The following is a 26494-nucleotide window of genomic DNA, read 5'->3' on the forward strand; positions in this document are numbered from 1 at the left end:
GCTTCCCGGAGGAGCGCGGCTCAGCGGCCGGCGTCGGCCCCACGATGGGCGTACAAGTCGCGGAGCAGGGCGATCTCGGCGCCGTGATGGATCACCTCGCGGTTGATGTGCAGCACGAGGGTGAGCATCGGCTCCGCGGCCCACGGCCCCTCGGCCTCGCCGACGGGGCGGGCCAGCGCCTCCTCGTCGAGGCCGCGCACCCCGGCCTGCCACGCGGCGTACGTCTCGTCGAGCTGCGCGAGGGCCTCCGCGGCCGTACCCGGGTAGTCGTGGGTCATGTAGTCGTACGGCGGGCCCCCGAAGTGCCCGGCGACCCGCGCGCCGAGCACCCCGACGACGAGGTGGCCCAGCCGCCACGCGATCGTCGTGACCGGCGCCGGGACCGGCTCGGGGAACGCGAACTCGATGACGTTCTCGCCGCTCCCGCCCTGGACGGGGGCCTCGGACTCGCCCCGCGGTCGGACGTTCCAGCAGCCGGGCACCGGCTCCCAGCGGTACTCGTCGTCGGTGAGGCCCTCCAGCCGCGGCCGGAGCTGCCCGCTCCAGTGCCAGTCGAGCTGGTCGGCGAGGTAAGGGGTGATGTCGAGACGGGTCATGGCGCTCTCTCCTGGATCGAGGTCGGTCGGATGGGCGAGATGGAGCGGGTGGAGCCTGGACGTGCCGATGGATCGCTGGTGCCGCCGCGGGATCGCGGTCGCAGAGGATGGGATCGCGCCCGGGGCGGGCACCCGGTCGAGCGGCCGGATCGCGGCTCGCGACCCTGCGCCGTCCCGTGATCGCACTTCTTCCGCACACAGCGGACACATCCTGTCCGCTGTCGGTGTCATCGTCGGGGTATGTCCGACCCGACCGTCCGCGTCCTGCGCCTCCTCACCCTGCTCCAGGAGCACGCCGTCTGGACCGGCCCCGATCTCGCGGAACGCCTCGGCGTCAGCGTGCGGGGGGTGCGCCGCGACGTCGAGCGGCTGCGCGAGCTGGGCTATCCGGTCCGCTCCGAGCGCGGCGCGGGCGGCGGGTACCGCCTCGCGGCGGGTGGCGCGATGCCGCCGCTCGTGCTCGACGACGACGAGGCGGTGGCCATCGCGGTGTCGTTGTCGCTCGGGGCCGGTGGGACGGTCGAGGGTGTGGGGGAGGCGTGCGTGCGCGCGCTCGCCAAGCTCGACCAGGTGGTGCCCAAGCGGCTGCGTGAGCGCATCGCCGCGCTGTCGGAGTCGACGGTCCGGCTCGAGGGTGGCACGTCTCCGGTCGACGCGGGCCTGCTCACCGGGCTCGCGCGGGCGTGCCGGGACCACGTGCAGGTGCGCGTCGCCTACCGCAAGCAGGGGGCGCAGGACGCCGACGAACGCCGCCTCGAGCCGTACCGTCTCGTGGCCACGGGGAGGCGGTGGTACCTGCTCGCGTTCGACCTCGCCCGCGACGACTGGCGGGTCTTCCGCCTCGACCGGATGGCCGACCTGCACGCGACGACGTTCCGCTTCGCGCCCCGGCCGGCCCCCGACGCCGCCGAGCGCGTGGCCCGCGGCACGGCCGTCGAGGCCTACCGGTGGCGGGCCGCTCTCCGGGTCGAGGCGCCTCCCGAGACGGTGCGGGCGTTCGTGCCGCCCACCCAGGTGGGGGTCGAGGAGATCCCCGGCGAGCCGGAGGCGTGCCTGCTGCGCACCGGGGCCGACGAGCTCGGCTCGATCGTCGTGTGGCTCGGCATGCTGCCGTGGCCCATGAGTGTGCTCGAGCCTCCCGAGCTGCTCGAGGAGCTCATCGTCCACGCCGACCGCCTGCGCGCCACGGCGGGCGCCGCGGGCGGGGCGGGGCCGGGCGTGGCCAGTGCCGCGGTCGATGCGGACGACGGCGCCGCCGGACCGGGGGACGGCGGTGACACCGACGGTGAGGCGCGCCGGCGCCCGACCGGGCGCTGACGCCGGACCCGGACCTGACGCCGGCGCCCGTGCCGACGCCGGCACCCACTTGCCGATGCCGTTGCCGATGCCGATGCCGACGCCGGACCGCGGGACGTCGAGCCGTGAGCACCCGAAACCGCCTGGGTCGACTAGCGTTTCGCCATGCGCCTGTACGAGGGTGACCCCCGCCGCGTCGCGACGATCCTGCCCGGCCGGGGATACACCCCCGACGGGCCACTCCTGCACTACACGCGGCGCGTCCTGCACGACCGCGGCTGGACCGTCCGCGAGCACTGGTGGGAGCGGGGCGCGGCGACCACCCTCGACGAGGCGCGTGACGAGGCGACGGACGTCGTCAAGGGCGCGCACGCCCACGGGCTGCACCTCGTCGTCGGGAAGTCGCTCGGGTCGCTGGCCGCGCCGGTCGTCGTCGACCACGGCCTCCCCGCGATCTGGCTCACGCCGCTCCTGCGCGAGGACGTCGTCCGCGCCGCGATCCTCGCCACCCTCGAACCCACCCTCGTCGTCGGCGGCACCGGCGACGCGTCCTGGGACCGGGAGGTCGCGGCCGCGTCGCACGCGCAGGTGCACGAGGTCAAGGGGGCCGACCACTCGCTCGAGATCCCCGGTTCCTCCGACGACTCGGTCAAGATCCTGCGTCGCATCCTGCGGCGCATCGACGACTTCGTCGGCGGGCTGGAGGCCTGATCGAGGGATGGATCCGGGCCGGGCGTCGGCGTTAGGTTCGAGCCATGACCACCGCCACCGCCCTCGTCGTCCCCACCCACGGCGACTCGTCCGTCCTCACGATCGAGCAGCGGGAGCTGCCCGCCCCCCGACCCGGCGAGGTGCTCGTCCGCGTCGCCGCGACCGGCGTCAACTTCATCGACGCCTACCAGCGCGGGGGCGTCTACCCCGTGCCCACGCCGTTCGTCGCCGGCACCGAGGGGGCCGGCACGGTCGAGGCGGTCGGTGATGGTGTCACCGACGTCGCCGAGGGCGACCACGTGGCGTGGGCCATGGTCCTCGGCGCCGCGGCGACCCACGCCGTCGTCCCGGCCGACCGCCTCGTGCCGGTGCCAAACGGCGTCTCCCTCGAGCAGGCGGCCGCCGCCATGCTGCAGGGCTGCACCGCGCACTTCCTCACCACCGACTGCTTCCGCGTCGGCCCCGGGACGATCGCCCTCGTCCACGCGGCCGCCGGCGGCGTCGGCCAGCTCCTCGTCCAGCTCGTCAAGGCGGCGGGCGGCACGGTCGTTGCGACCGCCGGCACCGCCGAGAAGCTCGAGATCGCGCGCTCCCGTGGCGCCGACCACCTCGTGAACTACCCGGAGTACGACACCTCCGAGGCGCTCGCCGAGGCGATCACGAGTGCGGCCGGCCGCAAGGTCGACGTCGCCTACGACGGAGTCGGCAAGGCCACGTTCGACGCCTCGATGGCCGCCCTGCGCCCGCGCGGCTACCTCGTCCTCTTCGGCGCGGCGAGCGGCGCCGTGGACCCGGTCGACCCGCAGCGGCTCAACAGAGGCGGCTCGCTGTTCCTCACGCGCCCGACGCTCGCGCACTACGTCGCGGAACGCGACGAGCTGCTGGCCCGGGCCGGCGCGGTGTTCGATCTCGTCGGGAAGGGCGAGCTCGACATCGCCGTGGGCGGCCGGTACGCCCTCGCCGACGCCAAGCAGGCCTACGACGACCTCGAGGGGCGCCGCACCACGGGCAAGCTGCTGCTCATCCCCTGATCGCGCCCCTGCTCGCGCCTGCCGCGCTTCCTCCGCCGGCACCCCCCGGTGGCGGATCCGCGGCACGCCCTCGCGATGCGCGTCGCCCACGGGCACGCGGCCGTGGACCGGCGGGGTGATCCCCACCGGTCCACGACCGTCTTCGACCGATCCGGGTCGCCGGCGACCCGACGCCTGTCGACGGCTTGTCGACGGCCTGTCGACCGGCCTATCGACGCGGCCTGGCCGAGGACGACAACGTGGTCGCGCCGGGCCCGTCCCAGGCCACGAGGGCGGTCGGGGCACCCAGCGCGGCCCGCGTGACCGGCACGCGCACCGCGAGCCGTCCGCGGCCGGGCACCTCCACGGTCCGTCGACCGAGCACGCCCTTCGCGTCGCTCAGGCTGACGTGGGCCACGCCGGCCCGCGCCGCCCGCACGGTGACCACGGCGACGCCGGCCGCCGGACGGCGCACCGACTCGACCCAGCCGCCGGTGCGTCGGGTCGCCGACGGGCCACCCGCGAGGGCGACGTTGTCGACCACGGCCTGCGCCACGGACTGCGGCGAGTCGAGGGAGGACAGCGCCTCGAGCGGGATGATCGGCTCCTTGGGCGTGGTCGCGCGGCCGGCCGGCGGGGTGTCGCCGTCGAGCCGGACCCGGCCCCAGCGGTAGGGGTCGCCCTGCACGCCGCCCCAGACGGACCAGCCGATGCGGGTCTGGCCGGTCTTGTCCTGCGTGTCCGAGTCGTAGGGCAGGACGTCGAGCCCCATGCGAGCCGGGTCGATCGCGGCCGGCAGCGCGCTCATCGGGATCGCGACCTCCGCGGTGTAGCCGGTGTAGGGCTCGTCGACCTTCACCGCCCACTTCATCCCGGGAGCCGTCTGCGCCGCCGGGCCCTGGTGGTTGTCGGCGTCCCGCAGACCGCACGCCGGACCCTGTTGCGTGAACGGCAGGATCGCCGCCTTGAAGGTCGTCGACGTGTTCTCCGAGGTGCCGCGCGGGTCGATCGCGATCTCCAGGGAGTCGGTGCGCCAGTGCCGCTTGCAGTCGTTCGTCGCGAGTGCCGTGCCCTTGACGTCGTCCACGACCTTGGCCGCCACATAGAGCGTGTCGGCGTCCCAGCTCACCCACGCCTGGCCGGAGCAGTCGGCGGCCGAGTCGCAGGCCGTGCCCTCCCACATGCGCGAGATGTCCAGGGCCGGCCCGCCGTACTCACCCGCCGTGACGACGCCGTCGAGCGTCGGCTTCGCCTTGGTCGCGACCGTCTGCGGAACGAGCTCGAGGGCCTGCGGGGTGCGGGCCGTGCCCGTCGAGCTGGTCGTCTCGAGGGTGTAGGCGTAGTCGCCTCCGGGCGCGCCCGTCCTGAGGGTCGCGTCGGTGTTGGTCACGGTGAAGGTGACCGTGGCTCTGGCCCCGGGTGCGAGCGGCCCGTAGGCCCGGCCGGCCGGGGCGACGGTGAAGCCTGCCGGGGGTTTGAGGGTCACCCGCCCCGACTGGGTGGTGCCGGAGGCGTTGGTGACCACGACCGGGATGTCGCGCCGCCCGCCGCTCGCCACGGTGAGCACCGGGGCGACGGAGACGCTGAGCTGCGGCACCCGGGCCGTGCGGGTCCAGGCCTCGAACTCCTCGACCTGCGGCAGCCACTGCTGGTGGGCGGTGACGGCGGGGGCGACGAGGATCGAGCGGTCGACGTAGCCGCGGCCCTGGTCGGACGTGAGGCGTACCGCGAGCCGCGCCCGCGCTCCCGTGGCCGCCCCGCTCGGCGCGGTCAGGGCCAGGCGCATCCGTGCCGTCGTCCCGGCGGCGATCCGGGACGGCAGGGCGCCGGCCCGCACGGCCCACCCGGCGGGGAGGACCGGACGCGCCCGCAGACCCGTGAGGGCCTGCCCGGCGGGCGCGGTCACGGTCAGGGTGCCGGTGACCCGGCCGCCGGGCTGGATGTCGCCCTGGTCGGTGGTGAGGACGGCGCCGGTGCGCAGCGGCAGGGCGCCGGCGGGACGGGTCAGCGCCCCGGCGATGGCGCCGTCGGCCGCCCTCGCGGCGGCCGATCCCGGCTCGGGGATCGGCACCCGCGACTCGATCTGCGTCATCGTGTCGCAGCCGATCTTGGTCGGGTCGGTGGGCACGTCGGGGAACCCCGCCCAGCCCTGGGTGACGTACGACCGCTGCGCCTCGCGCTCGACGGCCGCCCAGGTGCGCCCGTCGGGGGCCCGCTCGCCGCCCCACACGCCGTAGGCGTCACGCGTCGCCTCCTGCGGCACCAGGGTCGAGCCGCAGGTCGGGCCGGTGGAGGAGGTGCCGGCGAAGGACCGGGTCAGCAGCCGCGAGGGCGCCCACGGCCTGAGCCCCTCCCTGGTGATCTGCTCGGGGAACCGCGAGGGGTCGCCCGCGGCGCGGTAGGCCTCGACGGCGAGGCGCGCGGCCTCCTGGTGGTTGCCGTGGTTGCCCGGCGACGGTGCCGGGTCCATGGTCATCAGCACCTCGGGCCGGGTCCGGCGGATCACGCGGACGGTCCGGGCCAACGTGTCGTCGTGCCCCCACACCTTGGCGGTGAGCGGCTCGGAGACGGTGTAGTAGAAGTCGACCTTGTCGAGGTTGTAGACGTTGGTGATGCCGGCCTTGCCGACGGCCTTGCGCTCCTCGGCCTCGCGGAGGAGCCCGAGCGCCGGGCCCTCCTCGGGTCCGGCGGCGTTGCCGCCACCCTCCCCGCGCGTGACGGTGACGACGCCGCTCTTCACGCCGTACCGCCGGCCCCAGTGCCCGAGCGTGGACAGGGTGCCGGCCTCGTCGTCGGGGTGGGCGCCGACGTAGAGCAGACCGAGGTCGACCGGGGTGCCGATCGACGTGTCCGTGGCCCCCGGTGGGCCGGCGGTAGCGCCGGCGGAGTCGGCGCCGGTATCGGCCTCCGCCCCGGCGGCGACCGCCGTGGGCAGGCCCGTGGGCCCGGCCGTGAGGGCCGCCGTGAGCGCGGCCAGGGTGGTGAGTGCGAGGCGTCCTCGTCGACGTCCCGCGGGATGCGGTGCCATGCCGTGCTCCTTGTGAGGGGTGGAGTCGGACTACTCGCGGACGGCGCCCTCGAGCATCCCGGCGATGAAGTGGCGTTGCAGGAAGAGGTAGGCGATGACCACGGGCAACGCGACGAGCACGGCGCCGGCGGCGAGGAGGGTGAAGCCCTGCGTGTACTGCCCCTGGAAGAACGCGAGCCCGAGGGGCGCGGTGCGCAGCCCCTCGTCGGTGATCATCACCAGCGGGATGAGGAACTCGTTCCACGTCCACATGAACGACAGGACGATCAGGGTGGTGATCGCGGGCCGGGCCAGGGGCACGAGGACCTGCCACAGGATCCGCCAGGTCGAGGCGCCGTCGAGCCGCGCGGCCTCGACGATCGTGCGGCTCGAGCTGCGGAAGTAGGTGCGCAGCCAGAACGTCCCGAAGGCCACCGACTGCGCGACCTGCGGCAGCACGACGGCCCAGATCGTGTCGGTCAGCCCCACGCTGCGCAGGTCGAAGTAGAGCGGGACGACGATCGCCTCGGCGGGCATCATGATGCCGAGCAGGAAGAGATAGAAGAGCACCGTCGACCCGCGGAACCGCATGGCGCCGAGCGCGTAGCCGGACATGATCGACAGCAGGGTGGCCACGACGACGACGATCAGCGAGACGAGCAGCGAGGTGCGCATGTACGTCGCGAAGTGCCCCACGTCCCAGGCCGTGACGAAGTTGGCGGGCCCGCCCGGGGCGCCCTCGTCGTGGCCGAACGCCGCCACGACGATCGTGAGGATCGGGTAGAGCGCGAACACCGCGAAGAGCCCGAGGATCACGTAGTTGGCGACCTGCTCGCCGCGGCTGATCCTCATGGCTCACCCCGTTCGACGATCCGGGTGATGAGGAACGAGATGGCGAAGATGACGATCGTCAGGCTCACCCCGATGGCGCTGGCGAGACCGACCTGCCCGAGCTCGAAGGCCCGGTGGTAGACCTCGTAGGAGGGGACGCTCGTCTGGTTGCCCGGGCCGCCCTTCGTGGTGACGTAGACGAGGTCGAACGTCTTCAGGGCCGCGATGACGGTGAGCGTCAGGGCGACCGAGATCTCGCCGCGCACGGCCGGCAGGGTGATCGAGAAGAACTCACGCACCGGACCGGCCCCGTCCAGGCGGGCGGCCTCGTACAGGCCCCGGTCGATCTGGCCCATGCCGGCGAGCATGAGGACGGTGACGAGACCGGTCTCGAACCACGTGCCCACGAAGCCCACCGCGGGCAGGGCCAGGGCGTAGTCACCGAGCCACGCCCGGGTCAGCCCGTCCAGTCCGACCGCCTGCAGGAACGAGTTGAGCGTCCCGTCGGGCGCGTAGATGCGGCGCCACGCGACGGCCACGACGACCATCGCCACGACCTGCGGCAAGAAGACGACCGTGCGGAAGAACCCGAGACCGTGCACCTTCGCGCGGTCGAGGATCGCGGCCAGCATCAACCCGACCACGAGCGGGATCACGGCGAAGAACAGCATGAGCACCAGGGCGTGCCCGAACGCCGCCCGCAGCCCCTCGTCCCGCAGGACCTCGACGTAGTTGTCGAACCCGACCCACGTGCCGAGCGTCAGCCCGTCCCAGTCGTAGAACGAGATCTGGACCGACCGCACCAGCGGGTAGAGCAGGAAGGCCCCGTAGACGAGCAGCGCCGGGGCGACGTACACCCAGGCGATCGCGCGCGGCTCGCCCGGCGGGCCGGGGCGCCGCCTGCGGGGCGGAGAGCTCGGGGCCACCGGTCAGCCCTTGGACGTGAAGTCCGAGTAGTCCTTCTCGAGCTTCTCGAGGGTCTGGTCGGGTGTGGCCTTCTTGGCGAGCAGGTCCTGCAACGCGGCCCCGATGGTGTCGCTCATCGTGGGCGTCGCCCAGTCGAGGTAAGGCAGGAGGGCGTCGTTCTTCGTCGTCGTGCCGAAGGCCTCGAAGACCTGCTGGCCCAGGGCGTTGGGCGCCTTCTGCTGCGCGGTGTCCACCACCGGGAGGTTCTCGGTCTCGGCGATGACCTTCATCGCCTCGGGGGTGGTGATGTGGTTGATGAAGGCCGCGGCGGCGTCGGGGTTCTCGGCCTTGTTGGTGATGGCGAACGGCTGGCCCGAGGCGCCGGTCGTGTAGGTCGTGCCGCCGGCCTGCGCGGGCGGCGGCAGCATGAACGCGACCTTGGCGCCCATCGCCTTGGAGATGTCGGCCTGCAGCCAGGTGCCGGCGATGAGGTAGGCGCCCTGCCCCTTGGTGAAGGCCTGCCACGCCGGGTCGTAGCCCTGGCCGTTGAAGCCCTGGTTGACGTAGCCCTTGTCGACCCAGTCGACGAGCTTGCCGACGGCCTGCTTGTTGCCGTCGGAGGTCCAGGACGCCCCGGCGTTGCCGAACCCGAGTTTGCGGATCTCGTCGGCCTTGACGTACTGGCCCTGCACGACGCCCAGGACGTGGACGGCCGGCCACTTGTCGAGGTTGCCGAGCATGAGCGGCACCTCGCCCTTGCTCTTGAGCGTCGCGAGGGAGGACTCGAAGCCGGCCCAGTCGCTCGGCTGCTTCACTCCGGCCTTGGCGAGCTTGTCGGTGTTGACGTAGACCCCGACGACCTCGCCGACCTGCGGCAGGCCGTAGAGGTTGCCGGATCCGAAGGTCTTGGCGTCCGGCGAGTAGGACACGACCGAGCGCAGCGACTGGCTGTACCGCTTGTCCCAGCCGTAGGCCTTCATCCACGGGTCGAGCGGGATGAGCTGGCCGGCCTTGACGAACTGGCCCATCTGGGAGCGCGTGTTGTTGGCCTGCACGATGTCGGGGGCGTCGTTGCCGGACAGGGCGAGGCGCAAGGTCTTCGACAGGTCGTCGAAGGACCGGGAGACGCGCTTGATCTTGATGTTGGGGTACTTCGCCTGGAAACTCGCGATGTTCTTGGTGAGCTGCGCGTTACCGCCGCCGCGGACCTCCTGGTCCCACACGGTGAGGGTGACGTCGCCGAGCTGGGCCGCGTCGGTCTTCACCGCGCGCTCGGTGCTCGCCGACGTCGCGGCCCCCCCGCCTCCTCCGGGCGACCCCGGGGACCCCGGTGCGCAGGCGGCCAGGGCGAGCGCGGCGACCGCCGCGCCGCCCGCGACCACGACCGGAAGACGCTGAGTGCGATTCATGCTGACTCCTTGGGAGGTCGCGGCCACCGTCGCCCCCGGTAGGGCCGGGGGCGTGCGTCACATGATCGTCGGCCGTGCACCCGGGCGCAAGCACGAGCGTGCAACAGCTGCGCGATCGTGTCCGTCTGTGAATGATCGTGCGCGCTAAGCTGGGCGGGTGAAGCCGCTGCGTCAGGCCGCCCTGATGCGCCGCCTGCGCGCCCACGGCCCGGCGACCGTCGACGACCTCGCCGCGCACCTCGGAGCCAGCCACGCGTCGGTCCGCCGTGACCTGGCCGAGCTCGAGCGGGCCGGTCGCCTGGTCCGGGTCCACGGTGGCGCGGTCCTGCCACCCGACGACGCGTCCCCCGAGGAGCCGGTGCCGTTCGAACGGGTCGCGACCCACGAGCTTGCCGACAAGCGCGCGATCGCCGTCCGGGCGGCGCAGCTCGTCGCCGACGGCGACGTCGTCCTCCTCGACATCGGCACGACCACGATGCTGCTGGCCCGCGAGCTGCGGGGCCGGCGGGTCACCGTCGTGACGAACTCCCTGGCCGTCCTCGACGAGCTGCGCCACGACCGGCACGTCGAGCTCGTGCTCCTCGGCGGATCCGTCCGGCGGACGTACCACTCCCTCGTCGGCGTGCTCACCGAGGACGCCCTGCGACAGGTGCGCGCCACGACCGCCTTCCTCGGCACGAGCGGGATCACGCCGGCCGGTGACGTGCTCGACACGACGCTCGTCGAGGTCCCGGTCAAACGGGCCATGGCCCGCAGCGCCCGCCGCGTCGTGTTGCTCGCGGACCACACGAAGCTGCCCGGCCACGGCACCCTGCGCGTGTGCGGGGGCGACGGCATCGACATCCTGGTGACGGACGAGCAGGCCGACCCGCGGATGCTCGCCACCCTGACGGAGCTCGGCACGGAGGTGATCACGGCATGAGGCTGACCATCCTCGGCGGTGGGGGATTCCGCGTCCCGCTCGTCTACGGCGCTTTGCTCGGCGACCGGCACGAGCGCCGCGTCGACGAACTCGTGTTGCACGACGTCGACGCCGACCGGCTCGCGGTGATCGCCCACGTCCTGCGGCAGATGGCGGCGGGGCACCCGGACGCGCCGACCCTCACCGCGACGACCTCGCTGGACGAGGCGCTGGAGGGGACGGACTTCGTGTTCTCGGCGATCCGGGTCGGCGGCCTCGAGGGGCGCACCTGCGACGAGCGGGTGGCGCTGGACCTCGGGGTGCTCGGGCAGGAGACGACCGGGCCGGGCGGGCTCGCCTACGGCCTGCGCACGCTGCCGGTGGCGATGGACATCGCCGAGCGGGTGCGGCGGCTGGCGCCGGCGGCGTGGTTCATCGACTTCACCAACCCCGCCGGGATGATCACCCAGGCCATGCAGGCCGTCCTCGGCGATCGGGTCATGGGGATCTGCGACTCGCCGCTCGGGTTGGGTCGCCGCGCCGCCCACGCGCTCGGGCTGCCCGCCGACGCCACGCGCTTCGGCTACTCCGGTCTCAACCACTGCGGGTGGCTCCAGACGCTCGTGCACGACGGGGTCGATCGCCTGCCGGAGCTGCTCGAGCGCCCAGAGGCGCTCATGCGCACCGAGGAGGGGCGGCTCTTCGGGCCGGAGTGGTTGCAGGCCATCGGCGCCGTCCCCAACGAGTACCTCTACTACTACTACTTCACGCGGGAGGCCCTCGCGGGCATCCGCGGCTCGGCCCAGACGCGGGGGGAGTACCTGCTGGCGTCGCAGGCGGAGTTCTACCGCGCCGTCGGGGCCGCGCCGGAGCGCGCGCACGACCTGTGGGTGCGCACGCGGCGCGAGCGCGACGAGACCTACATGGCCGAGGCGCGCGAGCAGGGCGAGGAGCGCGACGCCGCCGACGTGGCGGGCGGCGGCTACGAGGGCGTGGCGCTCGCGCTCATGGGGGCGATCGCCCGGAACGAACGCGCGTCGATGCTGCTCAACGTCCGCAACGGGACGGCTCTGCCCGGGCTGCCGGCCGACGCCGTGGTCGAGGTGCCGTGCGTCGTCGACGCATCCGGCCCGCAGCCGCTCTCGGCCGTGCCCCTGACGGGGCATCCGCTGGGGCTCGTGCAACAGGTGAAGGCCGTGGAGTCGCTGACGATCCGAGCGGCGCGGGAGGGCTCGGAGTCCCTCGCCCTGCAGGCGTTCGCGTTGCACCCGCTCGTCGACTCCGTCGCCACCGCCCGCCTGCTGCTCGCGGGGTACCGGGAGCGGATCCCCGCCGTCGACGCCGTCTTCCGCTGACGCGCGGGTCGGTGCGGTGGCCGGCGGACGGTGGCTCGGGAACCGCGCGGCCGATGGCTCACGAACCACCGAGCGCCTCGGCGGTCGTGACGACCGACCCGGCGACGTCGGGCAGGCGCGTGAACGAGGCGTGCAGGTTGAACAGCCCGATCGCCTCCTCCGGGCCGACGGGTGAGCCCCACTCACGCATGTCCTCGGTGGTGTGCGCGTCGGCCACGACCGTGACCGGGTAGCCCCGATACAGGCCGCCGTAGAACGTGCCGCGGATGCACGCGTCGGTCTGCGCCCCGCACAGCACGAGGTCGGTGACGCCCAGCTCGCCGAGTCGGTCGGCCAGGTCGGTGGAGGCGAAGGAGTCGGCGAACGTCTTCTCGACGATCGGCTCGCCCGGCGCCGGGGCGAGCGCGTCGACGATCTGCCACCCGGGGGTGTCGGCGACGAGACCGCCGTCGCGGTGGCGCACCCAGACCACGGGAGCCCCGCGGTCCCGGGCGCGGTCGACCAGGGTGGCGACGTTCGCGATGATCTCGTCGGAACGGACGGAGGTGGCCATGACGTCGCGCTGGACGTCGACGACGAGGAGGGCGGTGCTCGGGTCGGTACTCATGCCCCGACGGTAGGGAGTGAACAGGACAGATCCTGTCCGCTGACCGCCCACCTCGTCATTGCGCGGGGCCGGTGTGTCCCTACCCTGCGTCGAGCGCCGCTCGGACCGCGGCGATCACGTCGTCGTCGGCGGCGCCCAGCCCGCGGGCGTCGGCGACGAAGCGGCGCGTCAGCGCGGCCAGGCGGGAGTCGCCGTCCTCGGCGACGAACCCGCCGCACACGCGGGTGCCCGCCCCGCGGCGCGTCTGCACGAGCCCCTGCGCCTCGAGCTCGCGGTAGGCCCGCGAGACGGTGCCCGGCGCGAGCCCGAGGTCGCCGGCGAGCTGGCGCACCGGGGCGAGGCGGGCGTCCCGCGGCAGGACCCCCGTGGTGATGAGCGCCTCGAGCTGGCTGCGGAGCTGCTCGAACGGCGGGGTCGGGTCGCTCGGGTCGACGGTGACGTCGGCGCTCACGACGCCCGGGGTCCGTTCGGTGTGGTCGGCCCGGTCGGTTCGGTCGGGTTCGTCGCGACCGACGCGACCGTCGAGGCCGGCGGGGCCGCGAGCACGGACGCCGACCGGGCGCCCCGGGGCGGACGGGCCCCCGGCACGAGGAGCAGGACGGCGCACCAGATCGCGAGGACCGCCGCGATCGGCACCCCGAGCAGGCAGGCCCAGCCGAGCGCCGTGAGCCACGGCTGGGGCACGCCCGCCTCGGTGGAGCCCAGGGCGACGCTGCGCGCGGCGAGCCCCGCCGTGGCAAGGACCCCCATGGCCTCGAGGGCGACGCCGAGACCGGCGGCGGCGACGAGGGACTCGGCCTGGCGTCGGCGGATCCAGTCGTCCACCCGGACGATCTCGCCGTCGGAGTCGTCGCGCGGGCGCCGGGCCACGACGACGAGGCCGACCAGGGTGAGCGCGGCCAGCAGCGCCAGGGCCGGCGCGAGGACCGACGAGTAGAAGGTCCCCGGCCACGGACCGGCCGACCCGCCGCCGTCGGGGGTGGTGTAGCTGAGCGACCGCCCGGCCCGGCCCAGGTCGTCGGCCGAGCCGAGGCCGGCGGCGAGGGCCAGGACCACGACGAGGGCGGCGAGGCAGAGCGCGGCCGCCAGGGTGATCCCGCGCGGGGGCGTCGCCACGCCGCGACGTGCCCCCAGGCCCGCGCGCTGACCTCGCGCCGTGCCGCGAGCGGCGAGGTCGGCCGTGACGAGGGCCACGACGACGACCGTCGCCCCGGCGAGCGGGGCCAGCGCCAGGCCCCGGCCGAGCCCGCCCGGCAGCGCGGCGACGACCCCGAAGGCCACGGCGCCGGCGGCGAGGCCGACCCATCGCCCGCGCGCGACGCGTCGCCGCAGCGCGTCCAACCCGGGACGGTCGCCGGCCGGCGCGGGGGCGGTTCGCCGCCGATGGGGACGGAGGACCAGCAGGACCACCACCGCCGCGAGGACGGCGAGGGTGGCGACGACGGTGACGAGGTAACTGCTCACGGCGGCCTCCTGAGCGAGGAACGGGACGCCTCCAAGCGTGACGATCTTGTGCTAATGTGTCAATGACTTGATACAAAAATCCCTGGGGCTGATCAGGTAACGTGGCGGCGAGGCGCGACACGGCGATCGCGCGGATCGGGGCCGCCGTCGCCGCGGAGCCCGGTTCCGGGGGCCGCTCCAGGGTCGAGGTGGCCCCGTGCGTCCCGGAGTGTCCGGGGGGCGCGGGTGGCCCGGCGCGTCCCTGGACGCCGTCCGGGCACGGGTCGGGCGCACGGTTGGCGTCGGGGGGTGCGGCGGCACTTCGCTAACCTGAACCGGTGCTGACGATGCAAGACGCCCTGGCCCGCCTCTCCGACTACTGGACGTCGAAGGGTGCGCTCACGTGGCAGCCCATCAACACCGAGGTCGGGGCCGGCACGATGAACCTCGCCACCGTGCTGCGGGTGCTCGGCCCCGAGCCGTGGGACGTCGCCTACGTCGAGCCGTCCGTGCGCCCCGACGACTCGCGGTACGGACAGAACCCGAACCGCCTCCAGACGCACACGCAGTTCCAGGTCATCCTCAAGCCCGAGCCGGGCGACCCCCAGGAGCTCTACCTGGGCAGCCTCGAGGCCCTCGGCATCGACCTCGCCGCCCACGACGTCCGCTTCGTGGAGGACAACTGGGCGCAGCCAGCGATCGGCGCGTGGGGGCTGGGCTGGGAGGTCTGGCTCGACGGCATGGAGATCACGCAGTTCACGTACTTCCAGCAGGTGGGCGGGCAGGACCTCGACCCCATCCCGGTCGAGCTCACCTACGGCATGGAGCGCATTCTCATGGCCGCGCAGGGGGTCACGCACTTCCGCGACATCGCGTACGCGCGCGCCGCCGACGGCCGGGTCGTCACGTACGGCGAGGCGTTCGGCCAGCAGGAGTACGAGATGAGCCGGTACTACCTCGACGACGCCGACGTGGACACCCAGCGCGTCCTCTACGAGAGCTACGTCTCCGAGGCCGGCCGGATGGTGGCGGCCCGCCTCCCCGTGCCCGCGCACCGATTCATCCTCAAGAGCAGCGACGCGTTCAACGTCCTCGACGCCCGCGGCGCCATCAGCACGACCGAGCGGGCCCAGGCGTTCGGCACGATGCGCCGCCTCATGCGCGACACCGCCGCGCTGTGGGTCGAGCGCCGCGAGGAGCTCGGCCTGCCGCTGCTGCCGCGCGGCGAGGACGGCGAGCTGCGGCCCGCCCCCGCGGCGCCCGAGCCGCCCGCGCTCGCGACCGACCTGCCGCACACGCCGCAGACCTTCGCGCTCGAGATCGGCGTCGAGGAGCTGCCGCCGCACGTCCTGCCCCAGGCCGTCGAGTCGGTCCGCGAGACGCTCGCCGGCCGACTGGCCGCGACGAAGCTCGAGCACGGCGAGATCACCGTCGACGGCACGCCGCGGCGCATCGTCGCGACCGTCGCGGACGTCGCGGCGGTCGAGCCCGACGCCACCGAGTTCCGCAAGGGCCCCAAGTGGGCCGTCGCGTTCGACGCCGCGGGGAACCCGTCCAAGGCGCTCCAGGGCTTCGCCCGCGGGCAGGGCGTCGACGTGGCCGACGTCGTCAAGGCCGAGGTCGGCGGCAACGAGCACGCCTGCGTCGCCGTGGAGGCGCCCGGCCGCCGGGCCGTCGACGTCCTCGCCGAGATCGTCCAGGCCTGCGTCGGCGGCCTGCGCGCGGAGAAGAACATGCGCTGGCGCGATCCGGCGCTCTCGTACAGCCGGGCCATCCGCTGGCTCGTCGCCTACTGGGGGCCCGTGCTCGTGCCGGCGCGCGTCGGCGACTCCCACCTCGTCACGGGCACCCGCACCTACCTGCAGCGGGTCCCCGGCGGGGCGGAGTCCGGGACGCGCGCCGACGGGGCGCTGCTCGGGTGGGCGGAGGTCGGCGACGCCGACGAGCTGGTCCGGGTCATCGGGCGCGGTGGCATCCACCTCGACACGGCCGGCCGCCGCGCGGCGGTCGTCGAGCAGGCGATCGCCCTCGCCTCGGGAGTCGGCGGTGTCGTCGACGTCGAGGGCGAGAGTGCGCTCGTCGACGAGATCACCAACCTGGTCGAGGACCCGCACGGCGTCCTCGGCCACTTCGACGAGCGCTACCTCGACCTGCCCGAGCAGGTGCTCGTCACCGTCATGCGCAAGCACCAGCGGTACCTGCCGGTGCGTTCCGCCGACGGCACGTTGCTCCCGCACTTCGTCACGATGGCGAACGGGTGGTGCGACGACGACGTCGTCCGCGCCGGCAACGAGTCGGTCATCCGCGCGCGGTACGAGGACGCGCTCTTCTTTTGGAACGCCGACCTGCAGGCGGAGTCCCTCGACGAGTTCGTCCCCGGCCTCGAGAAGCTGACGTTCGAGAACCGCCTCGGGTCCGTCGGGCTGCGGGCGCGGCGGATCGCCGGGGTCGCAGCCGCGCTGGCGGACGAGGTGGGACTGGACGGCGAGGACCGTGCGACGCTCCAGCGGGCCGGCGCCCTCGTCAAGTTCGACCTCGCGTCGCAAATGGTCGTCGAGATGAGCTCGCTCGCCGGGTTCATCGCCCGCGAGTACGCGCTGCGCAAGGGGGAGAGCCCCGCGGTCGCGCAGGCCCTGTACGAGACGGAGCAGCCGCACACCGCGGTCGACGCCGTCCCGCAGTCCGTCCCGGGGGCGCTGCTCGCGCTCGGTGACCGGTTCGACCTGCTCATGGCGATGTTCGCCCTCGGCGCGAAGCCGACGGGGTCGTCCGACCCGTTCGGGCTGCGCCGCGCGGCGCTCGGCGTCGTGCGCATCCTGCGCGAGCAGGGCGCCGGCGGACCGTCGGCCGGGCTCACCGTGCGTGACGGCCTCGCCGCCGCCGCGGCTCGCCTGGTCGAGCAGGGGGTCGAGGTGTCGGAGCAGGCCGTCGATGCGGCCGCCGAGTTCACGACGGGCCGGTTCGCGCAGCTCCTGCGCGACGAGGGCGTCGCCGCCGACCTCGTCACCACCGTGCTGCCGACCGCCGATCGCCCCGGCGCACTCGCCCGCGCCCTCGCCGACGTCGAGTCCCTGCGCGGCGACCCCGACGTCGCCGCGCTCGTGGCCGCCCTCGTGCGGATCGAGCGCATCGTGCCCGCCGGCACGCCCGCGACCTACGACGCGGCCCTGCTCACCGAGCCCGCCGAGGTCGCGCTGCGCGAGCGCCTCGAGGCCCTCGGCGAGCACGACGACCTGCCGTCGTTCCACGCGGCGACGGGCGAGCTTGTCCCCGCCGTGAACCGGTTCTTCGACGACATCCTCGTCATGGCGCCGGAGGAGGACGTGCGGGCCGCCCGCCTCGGCCTCCTCGCCTCCGTCCGCGCCGCCGCCCCCGCCGGCCTCGACTACCGCACCCTCGACACGCTGCTGAGCTGAGCCGCGACGCGTCTCCGGGGCGCGCGGCCCGCCGCGTCGCCGAGGGCGCCCGTCTGCGGAAGACTGCGCCCATGCGGCAGTTCACGAACCACGGTCTGACCTTCGACGTCCGCGACGACGGGCCGACCGACGGCCCCGTCGTCGTCCTCCTGCACGGCTTCCCGCAGGACTCCTCGGCGTGGGCGGAGGTGACGCCGCGCCTCGTCGCCGCGGGGATGCGCGTCCTCGCGCCCGACCTGCGCGGCTACTCACCGGGCGCGCGGCCACGGGATGTGGCCGCGTACCGGATCGAGGTGCTGGGCGGCGACGTCCTCGCCCTCCTGAGCGCCGCCGGCGTGGAGCGGGCGCACGTCGTCGGGCACGACTGGGGCGGGGCCCTGGCCTGGGAGGTCGCCCTCGCCGCGCCCGACCGGGTCGACTCCCTCACCGTCCTATCCACCCCGCACCCCGCCGCGATGGGCTGGGCGATGCGCAACGCCGGCCAGAAGTGGCTCAGCTGGTACATGGCCGCCCTGCGGGTGCCGGTCCTGCCCGAGCGCGTCGTGCCGCGCCTGATCGCGGCGCAAGGGATGCGCGGGCTGGGCCTCGACCCCGAGCGCACGACGGCCTACGAGCGGCGGATGAGCGACCCGGAGGCGTTCGCGGCCGCGATCGCCTGGTATCGGGCCTTCCCGCAGAAGCGAACCGGGCCACTCCGCCCCGCCACCGGCCCGTGCACCGTCCCGACGACGTACGTCTGGGGACGCCGCGACGCCTACCTCGGCGCCGCCGCCGCGCTGCGCACCGGCGACCACTGCGCCGCCGACTACCGGTTCGTCGACCTCGACGCCGACCACTGGCTCCCCGAGAAGGAGCCCGAGGCCGTCGCCGACGCGATCCTCGCGCGGGCCGGTCTGACCTGAGGCGACCCGGCCCTCACGCGCCCCTCTCGCGCGGACACCCCGCGACCCGGGTGGGTGCGGGGTGTCCGGGGGAGCGCCGTCAGAGCGGTTCGTCGCCCTCGACGTGGATCGCGTCCTCCTCCGCGGGGTCGTCGACCCCGCGGAACTGCTGGTCGGAGTCGTCGCTGTCGCCGAGGAAGTCCTGGTCGGCCGGGATGGCGTCGGGGTCGTCGCCGCCCAGGTTCGCCGGCCCGTCGAGGCCGCTCTCGTTGTCGGGGGCGCCGTAGGCCGAGTCGGGGTCGGGCACCTCCTGGGCGATGCGCTGCTCGATCGACTCCTCGCCCTCCGGCCAGCCGGCCATCTCGCGCTCGGACGCGCGGGGCTGAGAATCCGGCGGCGTGACCGGCAGGTCGTCGGTCTCGTCGCCGCTGATCCGCGTCTCCTGGTCGGCCGGGTCGAGGTACTCGTCGAGGCCGGGGATCTCGCGCTCGGTCTGATCGGTGGTGGGCTCGTCGCTCATGCCCTCCAGCCTCCCGCCGCGGACCCGCGCAGGCAAACCGGACCCCTCGGGCGCGGGACCGCACCGCAGGGGGGTCGGGGTTTTCACGCGAACTGCACTGCCGATGACTCGCGGCCTGCAGGGGCGACCCGCTGACCGGCACCGTTGTCCGAGCCGCCTCGAAAGGCAGTGTCGTTGTCGTGAGATCTCTCCTCCGGCGCCGGACGAACGGACCTCAGCTCGCGGTCCAGCCCCCGTCCATGGGGTGGGACACCCCGGTGATCGACGCGGCGACGTCGGTGCACAGGAAGGCGGCGTACTCGGCGACCTCGGCGGGCTCGAGTAGGCGCTTGATCGCGGGACGCACGAGCATGATCTTCTCGATCACCTCGTCCTCGCCGATGCCGTGCGTCCTCGCCTGGTCCGCGATCTGCTTCTCCACGAGCGGTGTCCGCACGTAGGCCGGGTTGAGGCAGTTGCTCGTCACGCCCTTGGCGGCGCCCTCGAGCGCGACGACCTTGCTCAGTCCCTCGAGGCCGTGCTTGGCGGTGACGTACGCCGACTTGAACGGCGACGCGACGAGCCCGTGCACCGAGCTGATGTTGACGACGCGGCCCCATCCGGCGGCGTACATGCGGGGCAGGCTCGCCCGGATGAGCCGGAACGGCGCCTCCACCATGACGCGCTGGATGGCGACGAACACGTCGGGGTCGAACTCCTCGACGGGCGAGACCCGCTGGAAACCGGCGTTGTTGACGAGAATGTCGGCGCGGAACCGGTCGTCGTCGAGCGTGGCGAGCGTGGCCGGGTCCGACAGGTCCGCCCCGATGCCGGTCCCGCCGAACACCGCGGCGACCTCGCGGGCCGTCTCCTCGTGCAGGTCGACGACGACGACCGAGGCGCCGGCGGCCGCGAGGCGCTGCGCGCAGGCGAGGCCGATGCCGCTGGCTCCGCCCGTGACGAGGGCGGTCTTGCCGGACAGGTCGACGTCGACGACGCGACCGGTGGCCGCGGACGGCGGCGGGACGGGGTTCTCGGACACGGACGACTCCTTCGTCGGCGGGCGGCGCGGCAGCACGCGGGATCGCGACCCACCCTAGCCAGGGCGCGGCCGGGGCCCGGCCCACGCGCGCCCGATCGAGGGGCGCGTGCGTGGCCGGGCAGGTCCGACGCCGCCCCACCCGCGCCCGGCGCCCGGCGCGCCGTGGGATCACGGCCGGACGCGGGCCGGACACGTCGTGGCGCCCCGGACACGCCGAAGGGCCGCCCCCGCGGTGCGGGGACGGCCCTTGGGATGACGCGGTGTGGCTCAGGCCTTGTCGTCGTTCTCACGCAGGCGGGTACGCATCTCGTCGAGCGTGCCCGTCGCGGCGAGCTGACGGCTCGTGAGCTCGGACTTCAGCTGCGCCGAGTTCATGAGGTTGTAGTTGCGCTTGGTGGCCTCGGCGGCGGCGTCGACCGTGGTGGTCGTCGCGTCCGCGGCGGTGCTCGCGGCGGTGTCGGCGACCTTGGCGGAGGCGTCGGCGCTCTGGCGAGCGTTCTGCGCGGCGGTGTCGGCGACCTTGGCGGAGGCGTCGGCGCTCTGGCGGACGTTCTGCGCGGCGGTGTCGGCGACCTTGCGGGCCTGGTCGGACGCGGTGTTCGCGAAGTCGCGGGCCTGCGACTCGACGGCCTCGCCGTACTGCTGCATGTGCTGGCGGGTCGTCGCGAGGAAGGTCTCGGACTGCTCGCGGACGACGTCCGCGGTGGCCTTGGCCTGCGCGGTCCACAGGTCCTGGACCTGCTGGGCCTGGTCGCTCCAGCGGCCGGTGACCTCGCGGTTCGCGGCGAGGACCTTGAGGGCCGTCTCGCGCTGCACGCGGAGGGCCTTCTCGGCGACGTCGAAGTAGTCGGTGACGGCCTTGTGCGGGTCGACCGAGGCGAACGGCTTGACCGTCGGGCGGTCGAGGTGACGCGTGGCCTGCGTGGTCGCGGCGTCGAACGCGGCGAACCAGCTGTCCTGGATCTTGCGGGTGGCGTCGAGGTACTGGGTGGTCAGGCTCATGTGATTCTCCTGGTTCCGTGGGGTGGGCGCCCGAGAGAACCGGACGCGCTGTCCTTGCGGGCGATCGCCACGTCCCTGTGCGTTCCCGCTTGATTGATAAACTACGCACAAGTGGTTGGTATGTCAAGCGCGACGGGCCCGGAAGCGCGCAGCGCCCCCACGCGAGCGAGGCCGGAGCCCGCTCGGGACTCCGGCCTGCGGCCCTCGCGCGGGGGCCGTGACCGGCGGCGATGTGGGCGACGTGGGCCTAGCTCGCGCCCTGACGGTGCCGGTCGACGAACGTGCGGTAGAGCGTGAGGAGCGCCTGCTTCTCGTCGTCGACGAGGAGCTCGTCCGCGAGGATCGCCTCGACGACGTCGAGCGCCGCGTTCGCCGCCCCGGACTCCGGGCCGAGGCCCCTGCCGCGGGAGGCGCCGGCGCGATCGGAGCCCGCCGTCGCCGCGGTCGTCATGCCCGCCTGGGCGAGCAGCCGCTCGGTGGAGATGTCGAGGGCCTCACCGATCGCGCGGATGACCTTGAGCGAGGGCTGGTGCAGGCCTCGCTCGACCTGGCTCAGGTAGGCGTTCGAGACGTTGCTCATCGTCGCGAGTTGGCGCAGCGACAGGTCGGCCAGCTGCCGCTGGGCCCGGATGTAGGTCCCGAGCACCGACGGCGGCGGTGTCTTCTTCTCCTCGCTCACGCCGGTCTGCCTTCCTCTGGGCCCGTGTCGGGGGGTTCGTCGGACCTTCGAGCGTAGACGGTGACACCGTCCGCCGGTCGGACGCAGGATCCGAAGGGTGGGATGCGACCCCCCACGCCGGCGTCGACCTCTCTAGAGTCGGGGCTGTGGTCGGGGTCACACATCCCGGCCGCACCGACGCGACGAAGGAGCAGTGGGATGACGCAGCCGACGCCGGGGGACCGGGCGCGCCAACAGTACGAGGACGTCGAGAAGAAGACGGCGGCCGCGATGGAACGCCTGGTGGGTTCCGAGGCGTTCGCCGAGTCGCTCGCCATGTTCGTGGGCAACGTCACCGCCCTCGTGCGCGTGGCCGACCTCGGGCTCGACCAGGTCGTCCGGGCCACGCGTCTCGCGGGCCGCCGCGACATCGCCCGGCTGGGCCGCCAGATCGCGCGCACCGAGGACAAGCTCGAGAACGTGCTGGTCGTCGTCGAGGGGCTCGAGGCCGAGTTGGCGCTCGCCCGCCGCGAGCGGGACGAGGCGCGCGGCCGGCTCGAGGGCGGCGAGTCGCAGGGTGAGTCGCAGCGCGATTCGGGCGGCACCTCGACGGGCGCCCCGCGCCGCGCCCGGGCCGCCCGCACGACCCGCGCCGCCAGCTCCGACGTCCTCACCCGCGGGGGAAGCGACGAGTCGGGCCGATGAACCCGCTCCTGCGCCTCGCGCTGCTGCCGCGCACCGTCCTCGAGACGACGAACATCCTGCTCACCGCCGAGGACGCGCCCATCGGCGTGACTCCGCGCGACATCGTGTGGACGCACCGGAAGACGACGCTCTACCGCTACCGCAGCAGCAAGCGGACCCACGACGTGCCGATCCTGCTCGTCTTCGCCCTCATCAACCGGCCGATGATCTACGACCTCCGGCCCGGCAACAGCTTCGTCGAGTTCCTCCTCGACCAGGGCTTCGACGTCTTCCTCCTCGACTGGGGCGAGCTCGACGACTCCGACGCCGACATGGGGCTCGCCGAGTTCGTGTGCGACGAGGTCGACGGTGCGGTGCGCGAGACGATCCGCGCCAGCGGCGCGAGCGAGATCTCGGTCATCGGGTGGTGCATCGGTGCGGCCCTGTCGGCGATGTACGCGGCGCTGCACCCCAGCGCCCCCATCCGCAACCTCGTCCTGCTGACGATGCCCGTCGACATCCGCGACTCGCTCTACACGACGTGGATCGGCCGCGAGACCTTCGACGTCGACGAGATCGCCGACGAGGCGGCCGTCGTGCCCGGGCCCGTCGTCGACTGGGCCAACAAGCTGATGAAGCCCGTCACCAACTACGTGACGACCAAGCGCCGCCTCTTCCAGCAGGTGGAGGCGGGCACCGCCGACCGGGTGGCCTTCCAGGCCATGAACCGCTGGGTCTCGGACAACCCGCCGTTCCCCTCGAAGGCCTTCCGTGAGTGGCTCACGTGGATGTACAAGGAGAACCGCCTCGTCCGCGGCCGGATGGAGCTGCGCGGGCACCGGGTCGACCTCGGCAACATCGACCACAGCGTCCTCGTCGTCACCGCGGGCGCCGACCACATCGCGCCCCGGCACACGACGATGCCGTTCTTCGACCTCGTGAGCAGCGACGACATCGAGCACATCGATCGCCCCGGCGGCCACATCGGCCTCATGGCCGGCTCGAAGGCCAAGCGCGAGATCTGGCCCGACATCGTGGCCTGGCTCGCGCCGCGCTCCGGGCCGGTCCCCCTCGAGGAGTCCGAGGCGGGCGCGGCGTCCGACGCCGCCCCGGCCTCCGGCCACTGAACGTCCCTCGGTCCCGCGACCGCGGGGCCGCCGACTGCGAAGGAGCAGACATGACCGATACCGCCCAGACCAAGCCCGGCCTCGACGTCCCCGGACGGGGAGGCAAGCTCCAGGGCCGCGTCGCCTTCGTCACGGGAGGCACGCGCGGCATCGGCGCGGCGATCAGCAGCAGCCTCGCCCGCCAGGGCGCCACGGTCGCCGCCGGGTACGCCGGCAACACCGAGCGCGCCGAGCAGTTCCTCGCCGAGCTGACCGACACCTGGGGCGGCGACGGCCGCGAGTTCTCGATCCACCAGGGCAACGTCGCCAACCCGGAGGACTGCCGCAGCAGCATCGCCGAGGTCATCGAGAAGCACGGCCGCATCGACATCCTCGTCAACAACGCCGGCATCACCCGCGACCGCACGGTCGCGAAGATGACGGACGAGGACTGGCAGGCCGTCATCAACGTCAACCTGTCGGGCGCGTTCTACCTGGCCCAGGCGGCGCTTAACCACATGCTCGAGCGCGGGACGGGCCGCATCGTCAACGTCAGCTCGATCATCGGCGAGATGGGCAACATCGGGCAGGCGAACTACGCGGCGAGCAAGTCGGGCCTCTTCGGCCTGACGAAGACGCTGGCCCGCGAGGCCGCGTTCCAGCTCGCGCGCTCCGGCAAGCTCACCGAGGACAGCATCGGCGTCACCGTCAACACGGTCACCCCGGGGTACGTCCTCACCGAGATGGTCGAGGCCGTGCCCGAGAAGGTCCTCGACAAGATCAAGGCGCAGATCCCGCTCGGCCGCCTCGCGCGCCCCGAGGAGATCGCCCGCGTCGTGCACTTCCTCGCCGCCGACGAGTCGTCCTACATCACCGGACAGGTGTGGGGCGTCAACGGCGGACAGGACATGTGAGGTCCGGACCACCCACCGGGCGCTCCGCACCCGCGCCCCGACCCGACAGGAGACCGATATGACGACTCCCTCTGACGGCACCGACGGCACCCCCGGAGCCGCCTCTCCCGACGCCGCCCGCGCGACGGAGGAGACGGCCCAGCGGATCCGGCAGATGACCGAACAGCTCATCGCCAACTCCAAGCAGGCCGGCATCGCCAACCTCGACGCCTACGAGAAGTCGCTCGCGAGCATGCTCGAGATGAGCGAGCGGACCGCAGGCGCGACGGGCCTCGAATGGGTGGACGCGCTCGCGACGGCGCACGCCCGCTGGGTCCAGGACGTCAGCAAGGCGTACACCGACGCCGCGCGCACGATGCTCACCTGACGGACACCCTGCTCGCACAGTGCAACGGAGCGCCCCCGGACGTCGAGTCCGGGGGCGCTCCCGTGCGTGCCGCCGCGCGGACCAGGGGGCCTTCGTCGAGGTCGCTGACGTGGGGCGCCTAGGATCGTGGGCCTGTACGTTGCATCGGCGCTGCGCTCGGATGAGTCGGTCGCGTGCCGATGTGTCTGCCGAGCGTTCGCCACCCTCTCGGGGGGCGACCGCCCGGTGCCCGCCGGGCATGGCGCCCGGCGGACCGGAAGGAAGTGGAGGAGCCGTGCGCACCTACCCGAAGAGTTGTCAGTCGTTCCCGCGCGGGATCATGGCGGCCAACGCCGATGCCGTCCTCGGCACCTACTCGGCGATCATGCGAGGGTCCGTGGATTTCTGGACCGGTGTGTGGAGCCGGGGTGACACCCCGCTGGACGTCATGACCGACGTGGTCACGTGGGCCGGGACCGCCCTGCGCCGGGAGCGCCCCCAGTGGGCGCACGCACACGACATCGTCCGGGAGTGGCCGGCGGCCCGGCTGCGGGACTTCTCGGCCGCGGACGCGGACCCGAACCAGGTCGCGACGGTGTTCCTCCCGCCCCAGGCCGGGCACGACTCCTCGATCGTCGACTACTCGGCCAAGCAGAGCCAGGTCATGACGGCCCGCGCCGCCGGGCTCGACCGCGTCTTCTCCCTCGACTGGAAGGGCGCGACGCAGGCGACGAAGCACACGACGATCGACGACTACATGGACATCCTCGCCGACACCGCCGCCATGCTCGGCGGGCGCGTGAACCTCGTCGGCGACTGCCAGGGCGGGTGGCTCGCGACGATCTACGCCGCGATGTACCCCGACACCGTCAACAGCCTGACGATCGCCGGTGCCCCCATCGACTACCACGCGGGCGAGCCGCTGCTGCACGACTGGGTACGCCTGCTCGCACCCGACGGCGACATGTCGTTCTACCGCAACGTCGTCGCCACGCACGACGGTCTCCTGCCGGGCGACTTCCTGCTCGGCGGGTTCATGGCGCTGCAGCCGCACAACGAGGTGGACCGCCAGCTCCAGCTCCTCGCGAACATCGGCGACGAGGCCTACGTGGCGCGTTATCGCCAGTTCGAGACGTGGTTCCAGTGGACCCAGGCGCTCCCCGGTGACTTCTACCTGTGGGTCGTCGAGCACCTGTTCATGCACAACGAGCTCATCGCCGGCACGCTGCAGGTCCAGGGGCGTCACGCCGACCTCGGCGACATCACGTGCCCCCTGTTCCTCCTGGCCGGCTCGACCGACCACATCACGCCGGCGCCCCAGGTGTGGGCCCTCGCCGATCACACGAACACCCCGGAGGGCGACGTGATGCGTCGCCTCGCCCCCGGCGGGCACCTCGGCCTGTTCATGGGCACCGAGTCCTTGCGCGAACACTGGCGTCCCGTGTTCGAGCGGATGGCGACGATCTCCGGCGACCGCACCCCGGTCCCCGCCTGAGCGACGTCCCCGAGCGGGAGCCGTCCCGCTCCGGCCGGTGTCCGCCGGCCTCCCGCGCCTCTGACCGGCTCCGATGCGGCCCGCCCCCCTCGCCGGGGTGCGGGCCGCGTCGCGTGGAAGGCCCCTCGGGGCAGCGTCCCGCTCCCTGGCCACCGGGGTTCGGGCGGGCCGGAACCGGGCCGTCCCGAGCGGCCCGCGGCGCTCGCTCGGGGGCGCGCCACGTCTCGGACGGGTCACGATGGGCCCGGGCGAACTGTGAATTCGACGGTCAGGGCACTACATTGGCGCCGGGGGCAGTGGGTCGAACGTCCGTCCTCGTCGCCGTCCGTGGTCGTCGACGCCCGTCGGAAGGCTCGTCGGGTCGTCCCGACGGCCGCGA

The 26494-nt window shown here is 73.6% G+C and carries 24 protein-coding genes; 12 read left to right on the forward strand and 12 right to left on the reverse strand.

What is annotated here, in order from left to right; genetic code table 11:
* Nucleotides 1–20 precede the first annotated feature (20 nt).
* The gene (locus ICW24_RS11775) at nucleotides 21–596 is read right to left on the reverse strand and encodes a DinB family protein (RefSeq protein WP_226345914.1); all 576 of its coding nucleotides are present in this window, start codon (nucleotides 594–596) and stop codon (nucleotides 21–23) included.
* A 240-nt stretch (nucleotides 597–836) separates the two neighbouring features.
* Here ICW24_RS11775 and ICW24_RS11780 point away from each other — a divergent pair, with 240 nt between their 5' ends.
* The 3 genes from ICW24_RS11780 (at nucleotide 837) to ICW24_RS11790 (ending at nucleotide 3634) form a co-directional block, all read left to right on the forward strand.
* Nucleotides 837–1913, forward strand: coding sequence for a helix-turn-helix transcriptional regulator (locus tag ICW24_RS11780; RefSeq protein WP_226345915.1), 1077 nt, complete (start codon nucleotides 837–839; stop codon nucleotides 1911–1913).
* Nucleotides 1914–2057: 144 nt separating this feature from the next.
* Nucleotides 2058–2603, forward strand: a complete 546-nt coding sequence (locus ICW24_RS11785; RefSeq protein ID WP_226345916.1) for a hypothetical protein — start codon at nucleotides 2058–2060, stop codon at nucleotides 2601–2603.
* A 44-nt stretch (nucleotides 2604–2647) separates the two neighbouring features.
* Nucleotides 2648–3634 (forward strand): quinone oxidoreductase family protein, encoded by a 987-nt coding sequence (locus ICW24_RS11790; protein WP_226345917.1) that lies wholly within the window; start codon nucleotides 2648–2650, stop codon nucleotides 3632–3634.
* Between the two features lie 208 nt (nucleotides 3635–3842).
* On the opposite strand, the gene ICW24_RS11795 is transcribed toward ICW24_RS11790, so the two are convergent.
* Genes ICW24_RS11795 through ICW24_RS11810 form a run of 4 tightly spaced genes read right to left on the reverse strand, consistent with a single transcriptional unit; the run spans nucleotide 3843 to nucleotide 9766 of the window.
* Entirely contained in the window at nucleotides 3843–6641 is a 2799-nt protein-coding gene (locus ICW24_RS11795) for a sugar-binding protein (protein WP_226345918.1), read from the reverse strand.
* Between the two features lie 30 nt (nucleotides 6642–6671).
* Nucleotides 6672–7472 carry a carbohydrate ABC transporter permease gene (locus ICW24_RS11800; protein WP_226345919.1) on the reverse strand — a complete coding sequence of 267 codons (801 nt, stop codon included), beginning with the start codon at nucleotides 7470–7472 and terminating at the stop codon, nucleotides 6672–6674.
* The gene (locus ICW24_RS11805; RefSeq protein ID WP_226345920.1) at nucleotides 7469–8377 is read right to left on the reverse strand and encodes a carbohydrate ABC transporter permease; all 909 of its coding nucleotides are present in this window, start codon (nucleotides 8375–8377) and stop codon (nucleotides 7469–7471) included. The genes ICW24_RS11800 and ICW24_RS11805 overlap by 4 nt, the downstream gene beginning before the upstream one ends.
* A 3-nt stretch (nucleotides 8378–8380) precedes the next feature.
* On the reverse strand, nucleotides 8381–9766 hold the full coding sequence (locus ICW24_RS11810) for an extracellular solute-binding protein (RefSeq protein ID WP_226345921.1): 1386 nt from the start codon (nucleotides 9764–9766) through the stop codon (nucleotides 8381–8383).
* A 157-nt stretch (nucleotides 9767–9923) separates the two neighbouring features.
* Here ICW24_RS11810 and ICW24_RS11815 point away from each other — a divergent pair, with 157 nt between their 5' ends.
* Nucleotides 9924–10688: a DeoR/GlpR family DNA-binding transcription regulator gene (locus tag ICW24_RS11815; RefSeq protein ID WP_226345922.1), complete on the forward strand. Its 765-nt coding sequence runs from the start codon at nucleotides 9924–9926 to the stop codon at nucleotides 10686–10688.
* On the forward strand, nucleotides 10685–12022 hold the full coding sequence (locus ICW24_RS11820) for a 6-phospho-beta-glucosidase (protein ID WP_226345923.1): 1338 nt from the start codon (nucleotides 10685–10687) through the stop codon (nucleotides 12020–12022). The genes ICW24_RS11815 and ICW24_RS11820 overlap by 4 nt, the downstream gene beginning before the upstream one ends.
* 58 nt (nucleotides 12023–12080) lie before the next feature.
* Here the strand turns inward: ICW24_RS11820 and ICW24_RS11825 are convergent, their stop codons facing one another.
* The 3 genes from ICW24_RS11825 to ICW24_RS19730 all read right to left on the reverse strand — a co-directional run bounded on the left by ICW24_RS11825 (nucleotide 12081) and on the right by ICW24_RS19730 (nucleotide 14093).
* Nucleotides 12081–12629, reverse strand: a complete 549-nt coding sequence (locus ICW24_RS11825; RefSeq protein WP_226345924.1) for a cysteine hydrolase family protein — start codon at nucleotides 12627–12629, stop codon at nucleotides 12081–12083.
* A gap of 79 nt (nucleotides 12630–12708) precedes the next feature.
* Nucleotides 12709–13080 carry a GntR family transcriptional regulator gene (locus ICW24_RS19725; protein WP_226345925.1) on the reverse strand — a complete coding sequence of 124 codons (372 nt, stop codon included), beginning with the start codon at nucleotides 13078–13080 and terminating at the stop codon, nucleotides 12709–12711.
* Nucleotides 13077–14093, reverse strand: a complete 1017-nt coding sequence (locus ICW24_RS19730; protein WP_226345926.1) for a hypothetical protein — start codon at nucleotides 14091–14093, stop codon at nucleotides 13077–13079. The genes ICW24_RS19725 and ICW24_RS19730 overlap by 4 nt, the downstream gene beginning before the upstream one ends.
* 326 nt (nucleotides 14094–14419) lie before the next feature.
* Here ICW24_RS19730 and glyS point away from each other — a divergent pair, with 326 nt between their 5' ends.
* Nucleotides 14420–17488, forward strand: coding sequence for a glycine--tRNA ligase subunit beta (gene glyS, locus ICW24_RS11840; RefSeq protein ID WP_226346013.1), 3069 nt, complete (start codon nucleotides 14420–14422; stop codon nucleotides 17486–17488).
* A 71-nt stretch (nucleotides 17489–17559) separates the two neighbouring features.
* Nucleotides 17560–18390, forward strand: coding sequence for an alpha/beta fold hydrolase (locus tag ICW24_RS11845; RefSeq protein WP_226345927.1), 831 nt, complete (start codon nucleotides 17560–17562; stop codon nucleotides 18388–18390).
* Nucleotides 18391–18469: 79 nt separating this feature from the next.
* On the opposite strand, the gene ICW24_RS11850 is transcribed toward ICW24_RS11845, so the two are convergent.
* The 4 genes from ICW24_RS11850 to ICW24_RS11865 form a co-directional block, all read right to left on the reverse strand.
* Complete coding sequence (locus ICW24_RS11850; RefSeq protein ID WP_226345928.1) at nucleotides 18470–18889, reverse strand: adenosine deaminase; 420 nt, start codon at nucleotides 18887–18889, stop codon at nucleotides 18470–18472.
* A 214-nt stretch (nucleotides 18890–19103) separates the two neighbouring features.
* A complete protein-coding gene (locus ICW24_RS11855; protein ID WP_226345929.1) occupies nucleotides 19104–19910 on the reverse strand; it encodes a 3-hydroxybutyrate dehydrogenase in 807 nt (268 codons plus the stop codon).
* 267 nt (nucleotides 19911–20177) lie between these two features.
* The gene (locus tag ICW24_RS11860; protein ID WP_226345930.1) at nucleotides 20178–20912 is read right to left on the reverse strand and encodes an SAP domain-containing protein; all 735 of its coding nucleotides are present in this window, start codon (nucleotides 20910–20912) and stop codon (nucleotides 20178–20180) included.
* Between the two features lie 247 nt (nucleotides 20913–21159).
* Nucleotides 21160–21591 carry a helix-turn-helix domain-containing protein gene (locus ICW24_RS11865; protein ID WP_226345931.1) on the reverse strand — a complete coding sequence of 144 codons (432 nt, stop codon included), beginning with the start codon at nucleotides 21589–21591 and terminating at the stop codon, nucleotides 21160–21162.
* A gap of 198 nt (nucleotides 21592–21789) precedes the next feature.
* Here ICW24_RS11865 and ICW24_RS11870 point away from each other — a divergent pair, with 198 nt between their 5' ends.
* From ICW24_RS11870 to ICW24_RS11890, 5 genes are all read left to right on the forward strand, one after another.
* Complete coding sequence (locus tag ICW24_RS11870) at nucleotides 21790–22275, forward strand: hypothetical protein (protein WP_226345932.1); 486 nt, start codon at nucleotides 21790–21792, stop codon at nucleotides 22273–22275.
* On the forward strand, nucleotides 22272–23381 hold the full coding sequence (locus ICW24_RS11875; protein WP_226345933.1) for an alpha/beta fold hydrolase: 1110 nt from the start codon (nucleotides 22272–22274) through the stop codon (nucleotides 23379–23381). Before ICW24_RS11870 ends, ICW24_RS11875 begins: the two co-directional genes overlap by 4 nt.
* 50 nt (nucleotides 23382–23431) lie before the next feature.
* Entirely contained in the window at nucleotides 23432–24274 is an 843-nt protein-coding gene (locus ICW24_RS11880) for a beta-ketoacyl-ACP reductase (protein ID WP_226345934.1), read from the forward strand.
* A 58-nt stretch (nucleotides 24275–24332) separates the two neighbouring features.
* Nucleotides 24333–24641, forward strand: a complete 309-nt coding sequence (locus ICW24_RS11885) for a hypothetical protein (RefSeq protein WP_226345935.1) — start codon at nucleotides 24333–24335, stop codon at nucleotides 24639–24641.
* Nucleotides 24642–24915: 274 nt separating this feature from the next.
* Nucleotides 24916–26115: an alpha/beta fold hydrolase gene (locus ICW24_RS11890; protein ID WP_226345936.1), complete on the forward strand. Its 1200-nt coding sequence runs from the start codon at nucleotides 24916–24918 to the stop codon at nucleotides 26113–26115.
* The last annotated feature ends 379 nt before the right edge of the window (nucleotides 26116–26494 follow it).

This window comes from Agilicoccus flavus (assembly GCF_014857905.1).
In the GTDB taxonomy this organism is placed as follows: Bacteria; Actinomycetota; Actinomycetes; order Actinomycetales; family Dermatophilaceae; genus Agilicoccus; species Agilicoccus flavus.

Bases quoted from the DNA above. Each gene is read 5' to 3' on its own strand.
- ICW24_RS11775 (WP_226345914.1), bottom strand. From the start codon at position 596: ATGACCCGTCTCGACATCACCCCTTACCTCGCCGACCAGCTCGACTGG.
- ICW24_RS11780 (WP_226345915.1), top strand. From the start codon at position 837: ATGTCCGACCCGACCGTCCGCGTCCTGCGCCTCCTCACCCTGCTCCAG.
- ICW24_RS11785 (WP_226345916.1), top strand. From the start codon at position 2,058: ATGCGCCTGTACGAGGGTGACCCCCGCCGCGTCGCGACGATCCTGCCC.
- ICW24_RS11790 (WP_226345917.1), top strand. From the start codon at position 2,648: ATGACCACCGCCACCGCCCTCGTCGTCCCCACCCACGGCGACTCGTCC.
- ICW24_RS11795 (WP_226345918.1), bottom strand. From the start codon at position 6,641: ATGGCACCGCATCCCGCGGGACGTCGACGAGGACGCCTCGCACTCACC.
- ICW24_RS11800 (WP_226345919.1), bottom strand. From the start codon at position 7,472: ATGAGGATCAGCCGCGGCGAGCAGGTCGCCAACTACGTGATCCTCGGG.
- ICW24_RS11810 (WP_226345921.1), bottom strand. From the start codon at position 9,766: ATGAATCGCACTCAGCGTCTTCCGGTCGTGGTCGCGGGCGGCGCGGCG.
- ICW24_RS11820 (WP_226345923.1), top strand. From the start codon at position 10,685: ATGAGGCTGACCATCCTCGGCGGTGGGGGATTCCGCGTCCCGCTCGTC.
- ICW24_RS11825 (WP_226345924.1), bottom strand. From the start codon at position 12,629: ATGAGTACCGACCCGAGCACCGCCCTCCTCGTCGTCGACGTCCAGCGC.
- glyS (WP_226346013.1), top strand. From the start codon at position 14,420: ATGCAAGACGCCCTGGCCCGCCTCTCCGACTACTGGACGTCGAAGGGT.
- ICW24_RS11845 (WP_226345927.1), top strand. From the start codon at position 17,560: ATGCGGCAGTTCACGAACCACGGTCTGACCTTCGACGTCCGCGACGAC.
- ICW24_RS11850 (WP_226345928.1), bottom strand. From the start codon at position 18,889: ATGAGCGACGAGCCCACCACCGATCAGACCGAGCGCGAGATCCCCGGC.
- ICW24_RS11860 (WP_226345930.1), bottom strand. From the start codon at position 20,912: ATGAGCCTGACCACCCAGTACCTCGACGCCACCCGCAAGATCCAGGAC.
- ICW24_RS11870 (WP_226345932.1), top strand. From the start codon at position 21,790: ATGACGCAGCCGACGCCGGGGGACCGGGCGCGCCAACAGTACGAGGAC.
- ICW24_RS11875 (WP_226345933.1), top strand. From the start codon at position 22,272: ATGAACCCGCTCCTGCGCCTCGCGCTGCTGCCGCGCACCGTCCTCGAG.
- ICW24_RS11880 (WP_226345934.1), top strand. From the start codon at position 23,432: ATGACCGATACCGCCCAGACCAAGCCCGGCCTCGACGTCCCCGGACGG.
- ICW24_RS11885 (WP_226345935.1), top strand. From the start codon at position 24,333: ATGACGACTCCCTCTGACGGCACCGACGGCACCCCCGGAGCCGCCTCT.